Here is an 18,835-nt window from a genome sequence, read left to right on the forward strand (position 1 = left end):
TTTTACAACGTCAGCTGCCCCCGCTCCTCCTCGGTCAACTGCTGTTTCGCCTGTTCATCGAGCGCACCCGCACCCAACACCTGCACCGGGCTGTTCGGGTTGTAACCCGGGGCCGGTGCGCGGCTGGCGCCATCACGGGTCGGGGCCAGTTGTTCGTTGCCGAAGCTGAGTACCTGCACGGTGAACACCGAGGCCTGATTCTGCCGCGACGCTGCCTGCTGCTGACGGGCGACGTCTTCCGCCGCCTGGGTCGCCGATGACGCGGCGGAACTGGCCGAGGTAATCGCCCCGGTGTTGACCGCCGAGACCACCGGCACGCCGGTTGCCTTGCCCTGCACCGAGATGTTGGCGGCGTTGACCACCGTCAGCGCGGCGATGTTGACGTTGCCCGACACGCGAATCCCCGCCTCGCCCGCATCGATGGTGCCCAGCGGCGCGATCAGGTCGATGTCTCCCGGTGCCACTTCGGCAATCGGGTTGAGCGTGGCGATACCGGCGCCGGTGCTCGGCACCGATGGCGACAGGGTCACGTTGCCCCAAGTGTCGTACACGCGTTTCGGCGGGGTGTAGACCACGGTGGTTTTCGAGCCACGACCGGCGTTGATGTCGCCCTCGGCAGACCAGCCGAGGATCGAGCCGCCGAAGGTGGTCATGATCCGGCTCTGCCCGAGCAGGATGCTGCCCTCGGAGTAGAGCTGAATGTTGCCCGAGCCTTGGGTGATGATCCCCGCCGTCGATGGCGGCGCCGCACCTTCGATGCCGAACACCTGACCACCGCCGGGCGTGAGCATCTGGATATCGCCGCCGAACAACGTCTTGACCCCAGCACCGCCGTACAGCGTGATGTCGCCGTCATAACGGACCGGATTGCCGGCCACATCGGTGGTCGGGAACAGCGCGGCAATGGCGTTGCGACCGCGCAAGTAACTGCCTTTGCGCGGGCCATCGACATCGTTGTATTCCAGGCCACCGGCACGCAGTTCGGCGAAGTAAACCTGGCGGGCGAAGATCGCCTGCTGAGTACTTGGCAACGCAGCGTAGAACGCTTGCGCCTGTTCGGCGTTACCGCTGAAGCCGTAGCCCAAGGTCAGCCAGCTCTGCAGCTCGTCGAGGTAGGTCTTGACCACTTTGCCCGGTTGCGCGCTCAACGACGTCTCTGCGTTGGCAAGATTTTTCGCATTCAGATAGCGAGCAATGAACCGGGAGTAATCCGGCCCTTGCGCGCCCACACCCGCCTGCAATACCACGCTGGCGCCCGGTTGTTTATCGCCGGCCACCAACGAGCCAAGGCTGGTGATGCTGGCGCGGTTTTCCATGAGGATGTTGCGCCCGGCATTGATATCGAGGACGCCGGGGCCGGCGATATCGAAGCTGCTGTAGAGAATGTCGCGGCCTGCCGAGACCCGCGATACATCTCGCAGGTCATTGTGGACGAACAGGTTGCCGGTGGAAAAAATGTCCTCCTTGCCGCTACTCATTTCCACTTTCGGCACGGCCGCAGGCTGCCCCAGACTAGTCCCGGAAGCAACGATGTCGCGTCCGGCGATCATCCACACAGGCCCAGCCGCTTCGTACCAGGTGCGTCCGGAAGTGGAAAAACTCAACGTTTCGCCACTGCGAACGCCCACCAGGTCCCCCGTCAGCGCATAGAATCGCGCCGGCCCCTGTACGTCGTTCAATCCCGAGTAGCTGTTGGGACCAAAGGCAAACAGCGGATATCGCACGTTGCCCTCTGGCGCCACGCCATCGTCACTGTAGTTGGTGCGCAGCGGTTTGCTAGCGTTGCTGTTGGCGTAGGCATTGAATGCCGGGTTGAACGGGGTAGCCATGGCCATCGGACTGGCCCCCGACTGGTTGATCGCATAGCCACCGGCGTAGATAGAGTCCCCTGCCAGCAGTTCAAGCTGTCCCGACTTCGACGGTGCCAGAAGCAGTGAGTAACCTTGCAGCGGGTAGTTGTTTACGCCAGTGAACGTCGCGGATGGCCCCGCATAAATGGACCCCTGGCCCGCCACCGCGCGCAGAATCGATGGATAGACAAACCGGCCATCGGTAGGAGACGTATTGCGGCCCCTGATCAGGTCGTTGGATGGGCTGAACTCGGATAACTGTGTGCCCGGCGTCAGGTTCCCGCCAGCCGAGAACAGATCGATTGCCGTGTGGTCAGTCCACAATGAAAAGCCACTCAGGATGCCGCCCTGCTGAACGCTTGCGTCGGCCGCCATGATCGGGCTGGCGTTCATCAGACTCACTCGCCCAGGATCCGCGGCACCGCCCAACACCAAATCACCGCGACTGCTCAGGCTCATGCCCGAATCCCCCGGAATCAGCACCACCCCTCCGGCAGCGCTACCGGTGGTCGAGGTAAACGGATCAAGTGCGCGGGTTTCCCGAAGATCATTGAACACGGCGCCGGCGCCGTACTGCAGGTTGATGCCGCCGAGTGCTCCACCCGTCATGTGTGCCGCGCCGCGCAGGTTGATCAGCGCGCCCTGTAGATCATGATTCGGTTGGCCAAAGCCGGTTTCTCCGGCTCGCGCCTGCAGCGAAGGGTTGAGCGTGCCACCAATACGAATATCCATGTCACCCCCACCGGTCATCTGCACGCTGCCATCGCTGGCAACCCGACCGGTACTGCCCACCGCGACGATCAGCCCCTGACCACGCGGGTAGTTAACGGCATCGCCCATCGGCTTGAGCATGCCGGCATCAGCAGCGGCCCGCAGGCTGATATTGCCACCGCCCAAGGTGCCGAAACCGGTGAAACCCACCAGATACGGTTCAGTATTGATCACCCGATCTGACTTCATTTGGGTGGAATAACTGCCGAAGTTGATCCACCAGGCCGTGGGCACATCCGGGTTTCCCGTGCCTTGGCGCCACAGCCAGTTGCCCACTGCCACACTGGCCATCTGCTCGCGGAACCCGCCCGCTATCGATTGGGCTTTCGTCCCGACCGAATCACCGGAGACCGAGCCACCGGCACTGATTGTCAGGTTCCCCCCCATCTGCGGATACCAGGCCTGATAAAGACTATCGGCGCCACCACTGACCCACTTTTCATAATCAGCACCGGCACTGCCCAACACTGAATTATTGTCCGAGAGATGCCCGCGCTTCTGGTTATACAACGGGTCGACATACGATGACTGTGTACCGGCGGTGTAGACGCCGAAAGGCGAGTCCATGCTCAGGTTGCCGGCAGCCATCAGATCGAGGTCGCCAGTACCGGTGCGCAGGACGCTGAACATCTGCGTATGGGCTTTGGCGGTGGTGCCGGGATTATTGGCGATACAGAGCTCCGGATAGATCTCGCAAAGGACTTGATACTCCTCGGTGACCGGTTCGTAGTCAGGTGCCTGACCGTTCCCCGGTGCCCAGACCCAGCGTGCCATCGGTACACAGAGTCCCGGAACCTGGTCACATACCCCCAGTTGGTCATCGGGCACCGGGTAATACGCCGGAAGGTCATAGGGATTATCCGCGGCCCAGACAAGTTGACCGGCGCTCTGTGTGATCGTCACACCGTAATGAGCGTCAGCCAGTCGCAAGTTGCCATCCGCTGTCACCGGTTTCAAGGCACGGCTGTCGGCTGCCAGAAGATCGGCCCCGGCGACCGCGCGCATCGACCACGACGCACTACCCGACGGCAGCATGCTCGCCACAGCCCAGTTTTTACCTTGCTGCGTACCGTTGAGCGGACGCAGTTCAATCACCGAAGTGCCTTCTGCGAGCTTTACATCGGTCATCGACGGAATCAGCGAACCGCGCAGCAAGGCCAGCGCGCCCTTTAACTTCACGCCGGAGAAGGTCGTCAGATCTGCATCGTAAACGCTTGGCAACGGCACGCCCTTGGGCCAGTTCATCGCTTGCAGGGCGGTGGCCTTGTTCAAGCGAATACCGGCACCCAGACGTGATTCGGCAGGCAGCGTCACACTGTCGCTGAGCAGCGTGCCGGCGGCGTACAACAGGTTACCGTTCTGGTCGTGAATCGCCCCCGACAGCACGGTGCCCGCACTGAAGGTGTACGCCTCCCCCAGCACCGCCTGAGTCGGCAACAACGTGCCGCTGGCCAATACCGCCCCCTGGAGGGTCACGTCGTAATTGAGTGTGGCGCCTATCGGGAACTGCGTACCTTCGGCCAGCGACACACCGGCGCCCGGCACGATCAGATCACCACCGAACGGCTGCACACCGGCAATCAATTTCCAGCCGGCGTCATCCTGAGTTTCCGGCGGCGGCGCGAAACCGTCGTTGATGCTGCCGTAGATGTCGAGATTGCCACCGGCGCGGATGACCAGGCTACCGGCCTCACCAGAGCCATACACCGACGGGTTCAAGCGCGTGTGCGGATTGAGGCTGGCATAGCGATAACCGGACAAGTCCAGATCGCCCTCCACCACCAGGTCGCCGTCGGCGGTTTTGCTGGCGATTTCCACACCCGGGCGCAGATGGAACGCGTCGGCGTAAGTGGCGTTGTTCAGCCCGGCGAGTTTGCGTTGCAGCAGATCGCTGTTGCCCAGCGCGGCGTTGATAAAGGTGTTGCTGTCACCGTGAATGCGCTCGAGCATGGCTTGATCGATCACTTGATACGGTCGGCCACTGACCGCTTGATCGACGCCATCGCGGGCATCGGTGTAGCGGCGTGTACCGTTGAGGCCAATGGAGCGAGCGCCCTGAATGGTCAACGCACCGCTGGCGTCGATGGCGATGTCACTACTGCCCAGACGCGGTGCGTTGAGTTCAAGAGTGCCGCGCAGCATTCCATCGTGTTGCCCGGCAAGGAAACCGGGCACCGCATCGGTGCCGTGACGCAGGTCGATCCGCGCGCCGGACGCCAGCGTGAGTACACCCTCACCGGAATTGAGTTCCACCGTGGCCCGGTTCGGTGCATCGATGATCTTGCCGTAGCTGTCAACGCGCAGGACTCGACCATGAGCGTCGAGCACGCTGTTGCCGGCCAGCGCCAGAGCGTTTTTTGCCGACAGACGAATGTTGCCGACGCGCTCGCCACTGGCGTCGACCAAACCGGTCACTGTCAGGCTGCCGTTGTCCACCGAGACATTGATGTCACCGGCCTTGAGGCCATCGCCGATCACAAGATTGCCTTGTTTGAGCTGCAAGCTGCGGCTGCCGAACACCTGTCCGGCGTTCAGGCGCTGATTAAGCGCGGCGAACTGCGCGGTGGCATCTGCGCCCAGATTTTGCGCGCGAATGTCCACGCCCCCGGCCTTGTATGGCACCAGCGTGCCGCCGGCATCGTAATAACCGCTGCTGCCGCCGAGGATTTCACCCTGCAAATCGACGGTTCCGGCCGCGTCGGCCAACGCAATGGCGCTGAGGTTACCGGCCTGATTATTCTTCGCCGACAGGTCAATCCGCGAGCCCGCCGCTTGACGGATATTGCCGTTGGCGCTGTACAGCGACACGTCGCCGCCCCAGCTGTATTTGTTCACATCGTTGAACGGCAGCGTACGCCCGGCCATGTCCAGCACCGCAGCGCTGCCCAGGGTCAAATCGCCTTCGGACTTGACCGTCAGCTTGCCGCTGGCCAGGGTGATACGGCTATCGAGCACGATGTTGCGAGCCTCAAGGTTCAACTCGGCACCCAGGGCGTCCGCCGCCCCTGCAGCCCCGCCACCGCTGAGCGTCAGATTGTTGCCAGCCTTGAGCACACTCACCGACGCCGCTTCACCGGTGAGCAACGGCGTACGCAGATTCAGGTTGCCGCCGCTGTAGCTGTAACCCTTGAGCGGATCGTAAGCGCCCTGCTCCTGATACACCGCCAGGTTGCCCTTGTGGTTGGCGGTGATGCGGTCGCTGGCCGTCAGGTTGACGTTGGCAAAACCCAGCGCCAGACGATTGTTCTGATCCAGGCCGCTCGCCTGCGGCATCGGGCCGAAACCCAACTCGATGCGTTGCGCCTGAATGTCCAGCGTGCCGCTGCCCGTACCGGCGCCAGCGGTGATCACGCCGCCAGGACTTTGCGTGGCGCCGTTCCAGATCAAATTGGCGGTGCGGATGCTCGCCACATCACTGGCATCGCCCGAGCCATAAATCGCCGGGGTGACCAGCAGCAGATTCTGCAGTTTGCTCTGGCCAGTCTGCGGATCGAGGGTGTCGAGGCTCACGCTGCCGTAGAAATTGAAAGCATCACGAGTTGTCAGGCTCAAGGTTTCCAGCGCCGGTGCGCCGTACTGCGTGTCGCCCCGCAACAGTCGATTGAGCACGTTCTGGTTCAGCATCAATCCCGCCGGTACGCGACTGCCTGCCGCTGCCAGCGCCTCGGCACTGCCGGCGTTGACCGAGCCGACCGAAAGCGCGAGCTGACGCGTGCCGAAGCGCACCGCTTCGTCGAGTTCGAATTGATTGTCCGTGGCGGCCGTCAGACTGCCATTCGAATAAAGGATTGCCGGATCGCTGCACACAGCCGTTGTGCAGACACCAATGCGGATGCTGCCGCCGCCGGAAATGCCGCTGGCCGCTTTCGGCGCCAGAACGTGGGTCCAGCCGTTGGAAGCGAGCAACAGGCTGGATTGGTCAGGCTGATAGAAAAAGCCCGCCGTTGAGTCGTAGGCCACATAGCCCCGTCCCAGTGTGTTGATTCCCGCCCCCGCCTCGACCGTGATGCCACCAAGAGTCGACGTGGTGCGCAAGAGCACTTCCGGCGCGGACAGGATCGCCCCTTCACGCAAAACAATGTCTTGGCTGGTGCCAACGAAATCAATGATGTTGGCCGCGTTGTTGTACTGGACCTTCGGCATCGCACCGATGCTCAGACGTCCGGCATTGAGATTGTTGAGCGTGTCGGCGTAGACCGACACGCCATTGAAGTCTGGGGTTGGCGTATGCCCTGCGCCGAGGATTTCAAAGTTCGCGCCGGCATTGCCCCCGCGCAGCACAGCAGTGCCGATCGAGCCCCCCTCGGCGGCCTTGAACAACGCCTGCCCGTTGAACAGCAAAGCAATGTCTTGTTCGCCACCGGCGTTCAGACGCAAATCCAGCGTCTTGCCGTCCATGGGTGCCAGCGCACGCGGCACGCCCCGACGTGCGGCATCGCTGTAAATGAATTGGGCCAGGCTGGTTTCGTTGTATTGCGAGTAGCGGCGCAACACATCGGCAGAGGTCACAATCACCTGGCTGGCGAGGCTGTCACGCAAACCGGTATTGGCAATCGACATCTGCCCGCTGCTGGTCCAGGAGCCATTGCGCAGTTGCAGCGCGCGCGTCGTCCCGCTCGGGGTCGCCTGACCGTTGACTTCAACGCGAAACGCCCCCGGCAACAGGGCAAAGCTGGAGGGCAACAAGGTGTAGGTGCCTGCGGCCAGACCGGGCACGCCCGCGCCAAGGGTGATCTGCTGGCCGACACGCGGATCCACTGCAGCAGCCCCTGCCACCACCGGCGCATAAACGCTCTGATTGCCCGGCACGATGGCGTAGACCGGATTGCTCGCAAGCCCTGGCAAGCTGAAGGTGCCGTCGGCGGCGTTGCGTACCAACGGATTGAGACGGGCATCGGTGGAGCCGCCACGCCCGGACACGAAACCGGCACCGCGAAGGTCACCGCCACCGGACAGATCAAGGGTCGCACCACTTTGTACATCGATGTATTGCGAGTTGACGACCACGCCATTGGTGTCGCCGGTGATGCCATTCAAGACGACAGACTTGTCGTTGTAGCGATAGTCGATGTCATCGGTGGTGCCGCCGTAAGGCATGAGCAACCCGGCGGCGCTGACCGACGTCAAACTGCCCGGCAACAGGCGCACCTCATGTATGGTGGTCAGGACATCGTCACCCAGGGTGATCAGGCCCAACGGTGCACGGATGACCCCGCCCTGCTCAATGGTGCCCGCGGTCAGGTTCAAACTGCCGAATACCGAGTAAGGCACCGCCGCAGGTGCCGTGCCGCGACCGCTGATCCGCAGGGTGTGTTCGTTCGCCCGATCGGCGCCCTGATAGCCGGCGCGCACTTCGGCCTGGACGCCCGTGGCCGGGTAGATTTGCGCCGCACCGAGATTCAAGTCACCCGGAGTCCACAGCCGGGTTCTTTCGGCACGGTCATTGGGCGCGAGAAAACGCAGGTCGCCGCTGCTGTCGAGCGACACCAGGCCGAATGCCCGGCGACTGTATGCAACGGCAGGCCCTTGCTGTTGCAAGATCGCACCCTGCGTACCGAACGACAGCCCGTTGCCCACATCCAGCAGGTTCGCCGATGCATTGAACGTGGCCTGCGACAATCGGTTCGTGGGGTTGAGGGTCACCCGTGGCCGCGTCATGGTGACGGCATCGAAATAAGTACCGACACCGGACAGGCGCAGGTACGGCGCGCGCAAATCGATACGTGCTACATCACTGGAATTTTCTGCCAGCGAGAGCGCCCCGGCATACAGATTGAGGCTCTGGTTCATGTGCAGATTGACGTCACCGTCAAACGACAACAAGCCGTTGCTCAGCAGGCTCAGGTTGTCGAAACCGCCGGCCATCAACTCATCCGCACTCAGGCGCGTCTGGCCGTAACGCAAACTGTCGGCGCCCTCGCCCGGTCGTAGAATGGCGGACAGCCGAGTGTCCCCCGGGTCCTGGCCGATAATGACTTCCCTCGGCGCGCGCACCGCATTGCTTGCCGAGTCCATGTACAAAGGGGCCTCAAGCGCCAGCTCCAGACGCCCACCGGCAGCGCCGACACCTCCGGCCGCCGCACGCAAGCTGCCCTCCGCGAACACGCCGTTATAGGAACTCAAGCTGATGCGCCCGCCATCCGTTGCAACGCGGGTCGGCCCCTGACCGGCGATATCGACAACAGCTTCGCTGCCGGACGCATCGAGTCGAGCCCCCTGACGAACGATGACATAGGCATCGGCCGCTGTGGCCGTCGCCAGTTTCGCGTCTATTTCGCCACCGATGATAATGCTGCCGCCCTTGCCGACCTGACCGTACGTGCGCCCCAGGGCATCAATGGCCGTATTTGCGCGTCCGGCGACATCCAGTACGGCCTGCTCGCCGATCCAGATCGAACGGTTGTGCGCATTCGGATCCGCCACTTGATTGGAGGTGCCCGGGTTGATCGAGCCGAACTGTTGCTGACGAATATCAATCGTCCCGCCCCAGGCATTCAGTTCACCTTCGACGGTGATCTGCCCGGCACCGCGCAGCTTGATGCTCTGCCCCGGATCGACACTGATGCGCGAACCACGGCCCAGGGTCAACGTGCTATTGGCGGCATCGATCAATCCGATCAGGCTGGCGCCGCCCTGCAACGTCAGGCTGGCGCCGGCGCGTTGGGTCAGCAGGCCCTTGGTCGGGTTTTCCTGGACCAGCGTCGGCGTCCACAACTCCAGCGCCGCCCGTGGGTCGACACCACTGGCCTGAGTCGCTGCGGCATCACCAAATCGGTACACCGGCAGGGTGATGTCAATCGCGGTGCCTTCGGCAACATCCAGCCCGCTCAGGCCGATCAGGTTGTAAGCGGAAAAGCCCTTGCTGAACAGATCACCGGACAGTTGCAGGGTGTTGTCGGCCAATGCCTGGTCGGTCTGGCCAACGAGGATCTTGTTGGCCTGCACCGTCAGCGTGCCGCCGCCCGTGACACCGTAGCCACGCAGCTCACCCGCAAGGTCGAGGTGGGTTATACCGGGCGCCGAAATCGCACTGGATTCCAGCGTCAAGTCACCACCCTTGCCGCCACGGGTCTTGCCGTTGGCCAGCACAGCGCCGCCGGAGGAAACATCGAGCAGACTGCCCGCGCCGATATCGATATCACCACTGCTGCGGATCGACAGCAGACCGCCATTCAAGTACGCAAGACTGGCGCCGTCGTCCGGGTTGGTGCGCAGGTTGCTCCACACGCCACGGGTATCGAGTCGCACACCGTCGGCCACTTTTACCTGTGTCGCCTTATCGACCTTCGCCGTGAGCCGAGTGTCAGCGGTATCGCTGCTGAGGAACTGATTGAGCACGTTGCCCAAGCGCAGATTACCGCCCCGCGCGCTCAGGTCGGCGCCGATCTGCACGTCCGGGGAATACAGAGTGATGTCGCCGCCGCTATCGACGGTCAGTGCGCCATCGACAATGACCTGATCCTTGGCCGCAACCTTGAGCGCACCGAGCCGGAAGCCATTGAGTTGATCGTTATCGAGATACAACTTGCCCTTGCGCCGCTCGGACACCGCACCGGCCAGATCCAGATCACTGCCGGCGACCGGACGCTCGCCGCCAATCTGCACTTGGTCGAGCGTCGGATTGAGCGAGTACAACAAGCCACTCGCGGCGGCAACATAAGTCGGATCATAACTGCCGACGATCAACTGCGCCCGCCGCGCCAGCGCCGTCTGGCTTTGTTCATAGCCATCGAGCACCGGTTTCGGCGCCTGATTCTGCCGTTCGCCCTGGTACACCTCGCCAATCATCTGCCCGTCGAGCACGGCGTTGGCCGTGGCGACCACCAACTGCCCGGCATCACGGCCGACGGTGTAACCCGACTCGAAGCGTGAGCGCGGCGCGATCAACGGGTTGTAGAAGTAACTGGTCTGGCCCCAGCGTTCGCTGTTGTCCTCATAGCCTTTGTACAGACCGGTGTAGAGCAGATCACCCGGCGCGCGCGAGACTTCGTAAAGTTTGCCATCCGCACCGCGCAGCCAGCTCTGCCGAATCTCGCCGCTCTGCACATCCAGCGTGCCGCCGGACAGATTGATCAGCGACCCTTTTTCCGTGACCACATCGTTGCCGGCAAAACTCACCGTGCCGCCCTGGGCCATCCACTCGCCAACGCTGTGGTTCTGCGTGCCGAGATAACCGCCGACTTCCAGCAAACCGCCCGCCGTGTACCAGCGATCCGTGGCATAACCGTTGGTGCCTGCCGGTACGTAAACCAGCTCGCGCACATCCACCCAGATGTCATTGCTGTTGAGCGCGCCTTTCTCGCGGTTGACCGCAGCATCGCGCTGCTCGTTGCCTTGCACGTTGATTTTGATGCTGTTGTTTTCCATCGCCACTTTGACGCCGAGGGCACCGGACACATCGATCATCGCGCCGTCACGCACCACGCTGCGGCGTTGTGCGCTGACCGCGACCTGGCCGCCAGTAGCCAAGGTGATCGAGCCGCTCTGGAACTCGACAGTGCCGCCGCTCTGCAGTTCGATGCGTGACTGGTCGCCACGGATCCGGTTGTTCGCGCTGACATTGGTCAGGGCCGCGTCGCGCTGGCTGTCGAGGGCGCTGAGATCACTGCTGTCGAGCATGATGGCCGTGGCGCTGCCCTGCCCCAGCGTGACGCTGCCGTTGCTGTCGGTGCTCGGGTTAGTCAGATGAATCGTGCCGCGCGTGGCCACTGACGTGCTGGCGAGCAACACACCGTTCTGCACCACTTCATGACCGGTCAAGGTGATATCGCCGGTGGCGGACTGGATCAAACCGTTGTTCGTGACGTTGCCCGCCACAGCACCGGCCTTGAAGCCGGGAATGACTTCGTTACCGAAGGTGGTGGACAGCGCATTACCCTCGGTGCCCGAACCTTTGCGGATGTAGAAACGCTCACCCGCGGCCAGCACGGTCTGGCCCTTGACGGTGTTGATGCTGCCGTCGTTCTGCACTTCGTTGCCGAGCAGCAAGGCATAACCACCGGCATCGGTAGACGACGCCGGCTGGTGGGTTGCGATGGCAGCACCGCGTTCCACCAACACCTTGCCGGCGGCATCGGTGAACGTTGGCTGCGTGCCGGTGCTGTCGAAGTACAGACCACGGTCGCGGAACTGGATATCGGTGATATTCGCCGCTGCCGCCACCAGATTGCGCACGTTGACCTGACTGCTGCCGCTGAACACGATGCCGTTGCGGTTGATCAGCATCACCGTGCCGTCGCCCTTGATCTGGCCCTGAATCTGACTGGCCCGCGCGCTCGGGTCATTGACCCGGTTAAGCACCGCCCAGTTCGACTGCTGGGCGAACTCGACCGTGGTGTTGCGCCCGACGTTGAAGGTTTCCCAGTTGAGAATTGCCTTGTCGGCGGTCTGCTCGATCTTCACCGTGGTCTTGCCATCAGCCTGAGTCTGTTGCGGACCCTTGGCGTTCTGCCAACCCTGAGCCAGGCTGTTATCGACCTTCAAACCACCCTCGCCCAAACCGTCCGGCACAAACTGCACCGTGCCCAACGCGGCAGCACGTCCGGCTGCCTGCGCGGCTTGTTGCGCGGCAATCGCCGCCACGGTGTTGTTCAAGGTCTGGATCGAGCGCTGCAACTGCTGATTGGCCTTCTGTTGTTGAGCCAGCGGCGGCGTCATCCCCGGTAATCCGCCCACGCTCGGCCGTGCTGCTGCCGCTTGCTGCGCAGCGCCCTTGGCGGCAAACCAGCTCGAACTGAACGCTGTCTGCGCCTGCGCACTGCCCGCCACCAGACACAACGCCACGGCGTGAGCCAACGGCTTGAGCAACCACAGCGCCGGATCCATGACTTCACGCTTGGATGGCAGAACGTTGGTACGACGACGGGATGGGCGAGCGAGCATCACTACGAGATCCTTTTTGATTGCCACACTTTGGTTGCCAAAGATGCCGCAGGCCTGCAAAAACCTGCTGTTACGTCATAGGCAGTTGGCGAGGGTCGCGACCGAACGGATGTCACACAAACTTCATGTCGGGGGAGTATTCGCGCAATCCGCACAACCGAATGCCGGGCGAATAACATGGCGGTCCCAGAAAGGGCCGCCATTGCGTTTCAATATTTGTCGTTTAGAGGGGACGGCCAATGCCGTTGCAAACGCTGGGGTTGTTGATATCGAGGTTATTGCCAGTGGTGTTAGTGACGAAGTTGGCAATGACCGCATTCTTCCAGGCATACGACATTGCAATGAATTTATGGGCCTGAGTCGCGACGTTGTTGCCGGGAATACTGTAGTGAGCCGCCAGAAAGGCCTTAACTTGCGCTGCAACCGCAGGATCTTTATAGCATTGGCCGAAGATGAAATTGGTGAACCCCGCCAGTTTGTAACCTTGCGTCGGATTGGCTACCACAGGCGACCACTTGGCCGGATTATCGACATCAGAGATTTTCGACGGTGGACTTGAATACGCCAACGCCGCCAGGACATAAGGATTGGTTGGCTGGATACCATTGATGCGAGCAACAACCGCGTTGCTACTTGCATCAACGTTGTCCGGACCGGCATAACCGATGGAACCATCGACAGCGTTCACGGCCTGCACAACATCCTGGTCATATTCCACCGCTACCCAATTTACGGGTACTGAGGAATTGGGTATGCGTGCGACAGTGAATCGTGCATCGGTCACAAATTGCGTCGGGCAGATCGAGTTCAAATGGCGGGTCAGGATTTCCGTAGCGCCACTCGCCTCCTTCCGGAACACAATACGAATAGGAGTGGTGTCCGAGGTGCCCAATAGAGAACCCCATGTGGTTTTTTTACCCGAAAACACATCACACAGCTGATTATCGAACAGGTTCAGAGCAGTCTGGCCGGTCTTTCTGTAGGGGATAGCCACGGACGTGATAACCGACGGTAGCTGGATCAATGGACCGTATGAAGCCCCATACTGGGTGGTATAGGTCGAGAGTTCCGAGTCAGTCAGAGTGGAGTCGCTGGCCGCAAAATGCACCGTCCCGGTTTGACTCAGCCGCATGGGATCGTTAGTCAGAAAAGCCTGTTTCCCGTAACCGCTACCCGCTGCGGCGTAGTTGAAGGTGGCCGGCAATATGCTGTCCACCGAACCGCTGTAAAGTTTCGCCGGGATGGTTGCCCCGCCACCCTTCATCGTCACCGCCATCGCCTGACTCGAAACCAATGCCGCCGATACCAGTGCAGCGATTCGAATACATCTGAACATGCTCAATCTCCTTACCGAACGCCCCCTCAAACGGGAGCCAAAAAAATGGCAGCCCCGAAGGGCCGCCATCTACACATCAGACTGAAACAACTGACTTACAAAGGACGACCGATAGCGTTGCAGACGCTGGCGTTGTTGATGTCCAGGTTGTTGCCCGAAGAGTTGGTAACGAAGTTGGCGGTGACAGCGGTTTTCCAGGCGTTAGGCACAGCAACAAATTTGTGAGCCTGAGTCGCGGTGTTGTTGCCCGGGTTGCTGTAGTGAGTGGTCAGGAAGGCTTTGACGTTCGCGGCCACGGCTGCATCCTTGTAGCACTGACCGAAGATGAGGTTGGTGTAGGCAGCCAGTTTGTAACCGGAAGCCGGGTTAGCCACCACTGGCGACCAGTTGGCAGGGTTGGCAGCCTGGGCTGGAGTCGAAGGAGCCGACACCGACGACAGGGCCAGAGTCACGTTCAGCGAAGTAGGCTGAACACCGTTGACGCGAGCAACCACCGCGTTGCTGGTGGCGTCAACACCGTCCGGACCGACATAACCGATAGAACCGTCAACAGCGTTCACGGTAGTGGCGACTTCGGAAGTGTTGGCGACGCCGACCCAGTTCGACGGCAGTGCCGAACCGGCTGGCAGACGAGCGTTGGTGAAGGTGGAGTTGGTAGCAAACTGGGTCGGGCAGACCGAGTTCAAGTGACGGCTGAGGATTTCCGAGGTGCCGCTGGAAACGTTGCGATAAACAACGCGGATCGGGGTGGTGTCGGCAGTGCCAAGCAACTGACCCCAAGTAGTTTTAGCGCCGGAGAAGGCATCGCACAGCTGAGCGCTGGTCAGGTTCAGTGCAGTCTGGCCGGCTTTTTTGTAAGGGATGGCAACCGAAGTAGCCACCGAAGGCAGTTGGATCAACGGACCGAACGAAGCACCGTAAGTGGTGGTGTAGGTGTTGAGTTCCGCAGCGCTGAGGATCGAGTCGCTACCCGCGAAGTGCACAGTGCCGGTGGTGCTGAAGCCGGCTGGATTGTTGGTCAGGAAGGCAGTCTTGCCACCGCCGCTACCGATGGCAGCGTAGGAGAAGTTGGCTGGCAGGATGCTGTCGGCAGAACCTTTGTACAGAGCGGCAGGCAGAGTTGCACCACCACCGGTAACGGCCATGGCTTGAGCGGAAGCCAGAGCGGCAACGGTCAGGGAAGCTGCGATCAGAGTGCGCTTGAACATGAAGAATCTCCTTTTCAACTGGTTTTGGGAACACAGGGTTTCGGATGGCTTGCATGACACTGGGAGGACTCAACTGGCCCTCGCTAGCGTTGGCCTTGGTTAAGTCGCACTGAGAAATTCGCAGTTTCCGGTGACAGATAAAGGAAAAAACCTCGGGAGGTGCGGGCTGATTTTCGAGGTATTTTCTCGGGTGCTTTCGCGGTTATCCGGAGTGTCTGCAGCAGGCTTTTCGAGGGAATCGGCCACAGCCCTTGAAGGGCCGTTGCAGATGACAGAAAGGAGAACCCGAGGATGGTGGGAATGAGGGTCGGGTGATGGTCAGATGCGCTGTAAAGTTTTGCAGATTTTTTGCCTGAGCTGACCTCATCGCGAGCAGGCTCACTCCTACAGGGGAACGCATTTCAAATGTAGGAGTGAGCCTGCTCGCGATAAGGCCCTCTGTTCACTACTGCACCAACTGGTTGATCTCGATGATCGGCAACAACACCGCCATCACAATCACCAACACCACCCCGCCCATCACCACAATCATCAGCGGTTCCAGCAGCGCCGTCATGCCCATCGCCCGCCGCTCGATATCACGGGACAACGTCTGCGCCGCACGCTCAAGCATCGGTGGCAGCGAACCGGTTTTCTCGCCACTGGCGATCAAATGAATCAGCACCGGCGGGAAGACGTTTTCCACGCGCAACGCTGCCGCCAGGTTCACACCCTCACGCACCTTGGCCGTGGCCTCAGTGACGCTCAGGCTTAGGCGATCGTTGGACAAGGTCTGCCGCGCCGCCTCCAGTGCGCGCAACAACGGCACCCCGGCGCCGCCGAGAATCGCCAGCGTCGAGGCGAAACGGGCGGTATTCAGACCAAGGATGAAACGCCCGAATAACGGCAGCCTCAGCACCCGGTGATGCCAACTCAACCGCGCCGCCGGATTGCGCAAATACAGGCGCCAACTCCAGAACATCCCAGTCATCAACGCGGCGCACAACCAACCCCAACTGCGGATGAAATCGCTGGCATTGAGCATCGCCAGTGTCAGCCCCGGCAGATCCTGCCGCGCCTGGGAAAACGCACTGACCACCTGCGGCACCACATAGCTGAGCAGGAAAATCACGATGCCGATCGACACCAGCCCGACCACACCCGGATAGATAAACGCCGTGAGAATCTTGCCGCGCAGGTTATTGCGCTCCTCGATGTAATCCGCCAGTCGCTCCATGACCTGCGCCAGATCGCCCGACTCCTCGCCCGCCGCAATCAACGCGCGATAGATCTCGGGAAAATCCCGGGGTCGCGACGCCAGCGATTCCGCCAGACGCATGCCACTGCGCACGTCGGCACGCACGGCGCTTAGAGTGTGGGCGATGTGTTTTTTCTCAGCCTGTTCGACCGTGGCACTCAGCGCCGCTTCCAGCGGCAGACTAGCGCCGAGCAGGCTCGCCAGTTGCCGCGTGGCCCAGGCCAGATCGTTGTCCGAGAGTTTGGCGCCGAACAGTCCACCACCGCCATGCTGGGCGACGTTGCTTTCCTTTTGCACCGACAATGCAGTCAAACCGCGCCCGCGCAACGCACTGAACGCAGCGGTTTGACTGTCCGCCTCCAGATGCCCGGATTCGATTTTTCCGGTCGCGTCGGCAGCTTCAAAACGATAGCGATTCATCAGGCGTCCCGTGTCACGCGCAGGATTTCTTCGGGGGCGGTGGCGCCGCTGCGAATCCAGCGCTCACCGTCCTCACGCAGGCTGAACATCCCGGCCTTGGCCGCCGATGCACGCAAGGCCTGCTCACCCGCGCCTTGGTGAATCAGGGTGCGGATGTCGTCGTCGATGCAGAACAATTCGTGAATGCCGGTGCGGCCGCTGTAGCCGGTTTGATTGCATGCCGCGCACCCGACCGGGCGCCATGTCCCCGGTGTCGCCGGGTCTTCCTGTTTGCACTGATTGCACAGGCGTCGCACCAAGCGTTGCGCGAGCACGCCGAGCATTGATGAGGCCAGCAGAAACGGCTCGACACCCATGTCGATCAAGCGGTTGACCGCTGACACTGCGTCGTTGGTGTGCAAGGTCGCCAGCACCAGGTGACCGGTCAGCGAGGCTTGCACCGCGATTTGCGCTGTCTCCAGATCGCGGATTTCACCGATCATGATGATGTCCGGGTCCTGGCGCAGAATGGCGCGGAGCGCGAGGGCAAAAGTCATGTCGATCTTGGCGTTGACCTGAATCTGGCTGATGCCCGGCAAGTCGTATTCCACCGGATCCTCGACGGTGAGGATGTTGCTGGTGCTCGCATCGAGCCGTGCCAGTGCGGCGTAGAGGCTGGTGGTTTTGCCGCTGCCCGTCGGCCCGGTGACCAAGACGATGCCGTGGGGCTGGCGGATCAGGTGATCGAGTTTCGCCAGCACCTGCGCATCCATGCCGAGGGTTTCCAGATGCAGGCGCCCGGCCTGTTTGTCGAGCAGACGCATCACCACCCGTTCGCCATGTCCGGTCGGCACGGTTGAAACGCGGATATCGATGGGCCGCCCGGCCACACGCAAGGCGATACGACCGTCCTGCGGCAGGCGTTTTTCGGCGATGTCGAGCTGCGCCATGATCTTGATCCGCGACACCAGCGCGCCGTGCAGCGCCTTGCGCGGCGAGACCACGTCACGCAAGGTGCCATCGACCCGGTAGCGCACCACCGAATGGGTTTCGAACGGCTCGATATGAATGTCGCTGGCCTCATCGCGCGCCGCTTGGGTCAGCAAGGCGTTGATCATGCGAATCACCGGCGCGCCGTCCTGGGTGTCGAGCAGGTCGGTGATTTCCGGCATGTCTTGCATCAGGCGGTCGAGGTCGACTTCGTTTTCCGCCGCACCGACGACGGCCGCGGCACTGCCGGTGTCGGCGTAAGCGCTGGCGAGCAAGCCGTCGAGTTCGTCATCGCGCACGCGCTGTATCGTGGTCGCGCCAAACTGCCGCCGCGCCTCGCTGATCGACCAGCCCGGCGTCGACGGGCACACCGTCAACACCCCGTCGCACAACAGAATCCGCTGCGCCTTGGCCCAGGCGTAGGGCAACGCGCTCATCTTCTGAAGTCCCCCGAGTTCTCCGTGGCAATGAGATTTCCTGTGACAATGCAATTCCCTGTGGCGAGGGGATTTATCCCCGATCGGCTGCGCAGCAGTCGTAAATCCTGCACACGCGGAGTGCCAGGATAATCCGGGTGACGGGTGTTGGGGCTGCTGCGCAACCCATCGGGGATAAATCCCCTCACCACAAAGGCATCACTCACATTGAGGGGCTGATTCAAAAGCGTGTGCTCCCTTCAATTGGAACCGCTTTGATGGTTGCTCGCGGCCCCGAAGTCGATCTTTTGCTTTGGCTTTTCTCTATGCCGCTGAAGAGCAGGATCAAAAGATCGCAGCCTTTGGCAGCTCCTACAGGTGCGGTGTTGCGCCTGATCCTTGTGGCAATGCGATACAAAGGAACACCGAGATTTCCTGTAGCAATGCAATTCCCTGTGGCGAGGGGATTTATCCCCGATCGGCTGCGCAGCAGTCGTAAATCCTGCACACGCGGAGTACCAGGATAATCCGGGTGACGGGTGTTAGGGCTGCTGCGCAACCCATCGGGGATAAATCCCCTCACCACAAAGGCATCACTCACATTGAGGGGCTGATTCAAAAGCGTGTGCTCCCTTCAATTGGAACCGCTTTGATGGTTACTCGCGGCCCCGAAGTCGATCTTTTGCTTTGGCTTTTCTCTATGCCGCTGAAGAGCAGGATCAAAAGATCGCAGCCTTTGGCAGCTC

6 protein-coding genes are annotated in these 18,835 nt (G+C 61.4%); all 6 read right to left on the reverse strand.

The window, feature by feature from the left end:
- Window positions 1–2: 2 nt before the first annotated feature.
- Window positions 3–12,503: a filamentous haemagglutinin family protein gene (locus JFT86_RS23215; RefSeq protein WP_201238499.1), complete on the reverse strand. Its 12,501-nt coding sequence runs from the start codon at window positions 12,501–12,503 to the stop codon at window positions 3–5.
- Window positions 12,504–12,726: 223 nt separating this feature from the next.
- Window positions 12,727–13,839, reverse strand: a complete 1,113-nt coding sequence (locus JFT86_RS23220) for a substrate-binding domain-containing protein (RefSeq protein ID WP_201233664.1) — start codon at window positions 13,837–13,839, stop codon at window positions 12,727–12,729.
- A gap of 95 nt (window positions 13,840–13,934) precedes the next feature.
- Window positions 13,935–15,047, reverse strand: a complete 1,113-nt coding sequence (locus tag JFT86_RS23225) for a substrate-binding domain-containing protein (RefSeq protein WP_201238500.1) — start codon at window positions 15,045–15,047, stop codon at window positions 13,935–13,937.
- A 445-nt stretch (window positions 15,048–15,492) separates the two neighbouring features.
- Window positions 15,493–16,704, reverse strand: coding sequence for a type II secretion system inner membrane protein GspF (gspF, locus tag JFT86_RS23230; protein WP_201238501.1), 1,212 nt, complete (start codon window positions 16,702–16,704; stop codon window positions 15,493–15,495).
- Window positions 16,704–18,110: a type II secretion system ATPase GspE gene (gspE, locus tag JFT86_RS23235; protein WP_201233666.1), complete on the reverse strand. Its 1,407-nt coding sequence runs from the start codon at window positions 18,108–18,110 to the stop codon at window positions 16,704–16,706. Before gspE ends, gspF begins: the two co-directional genes overlap by 1 nt.
- Before the next feature lie 220 nt (window positions 18,111–18,330).
- Window positions 18,331–18,708, reverse strand: a complete 378-nt coding sequence (locus JFT86_RS23240) for a hypothetical protein (RefSeq protein ID WP_201238502.1) — start codon at window positions 18,706–18,708, stop codon at window positions 18,331–18,333.
- Window positions 18,709–18,835: the final 127 nt, after the last annotated feature.

The sequence above is a fragment of the Pseudomonas sp. TH06 genome, assembly GCF_016651305.1.
GTDB lineage: Bacteria > Pseudomonadota > Gammaproteobacteria > Pseudomonadales > Pseudomonadaceae > Aquipseudomonas.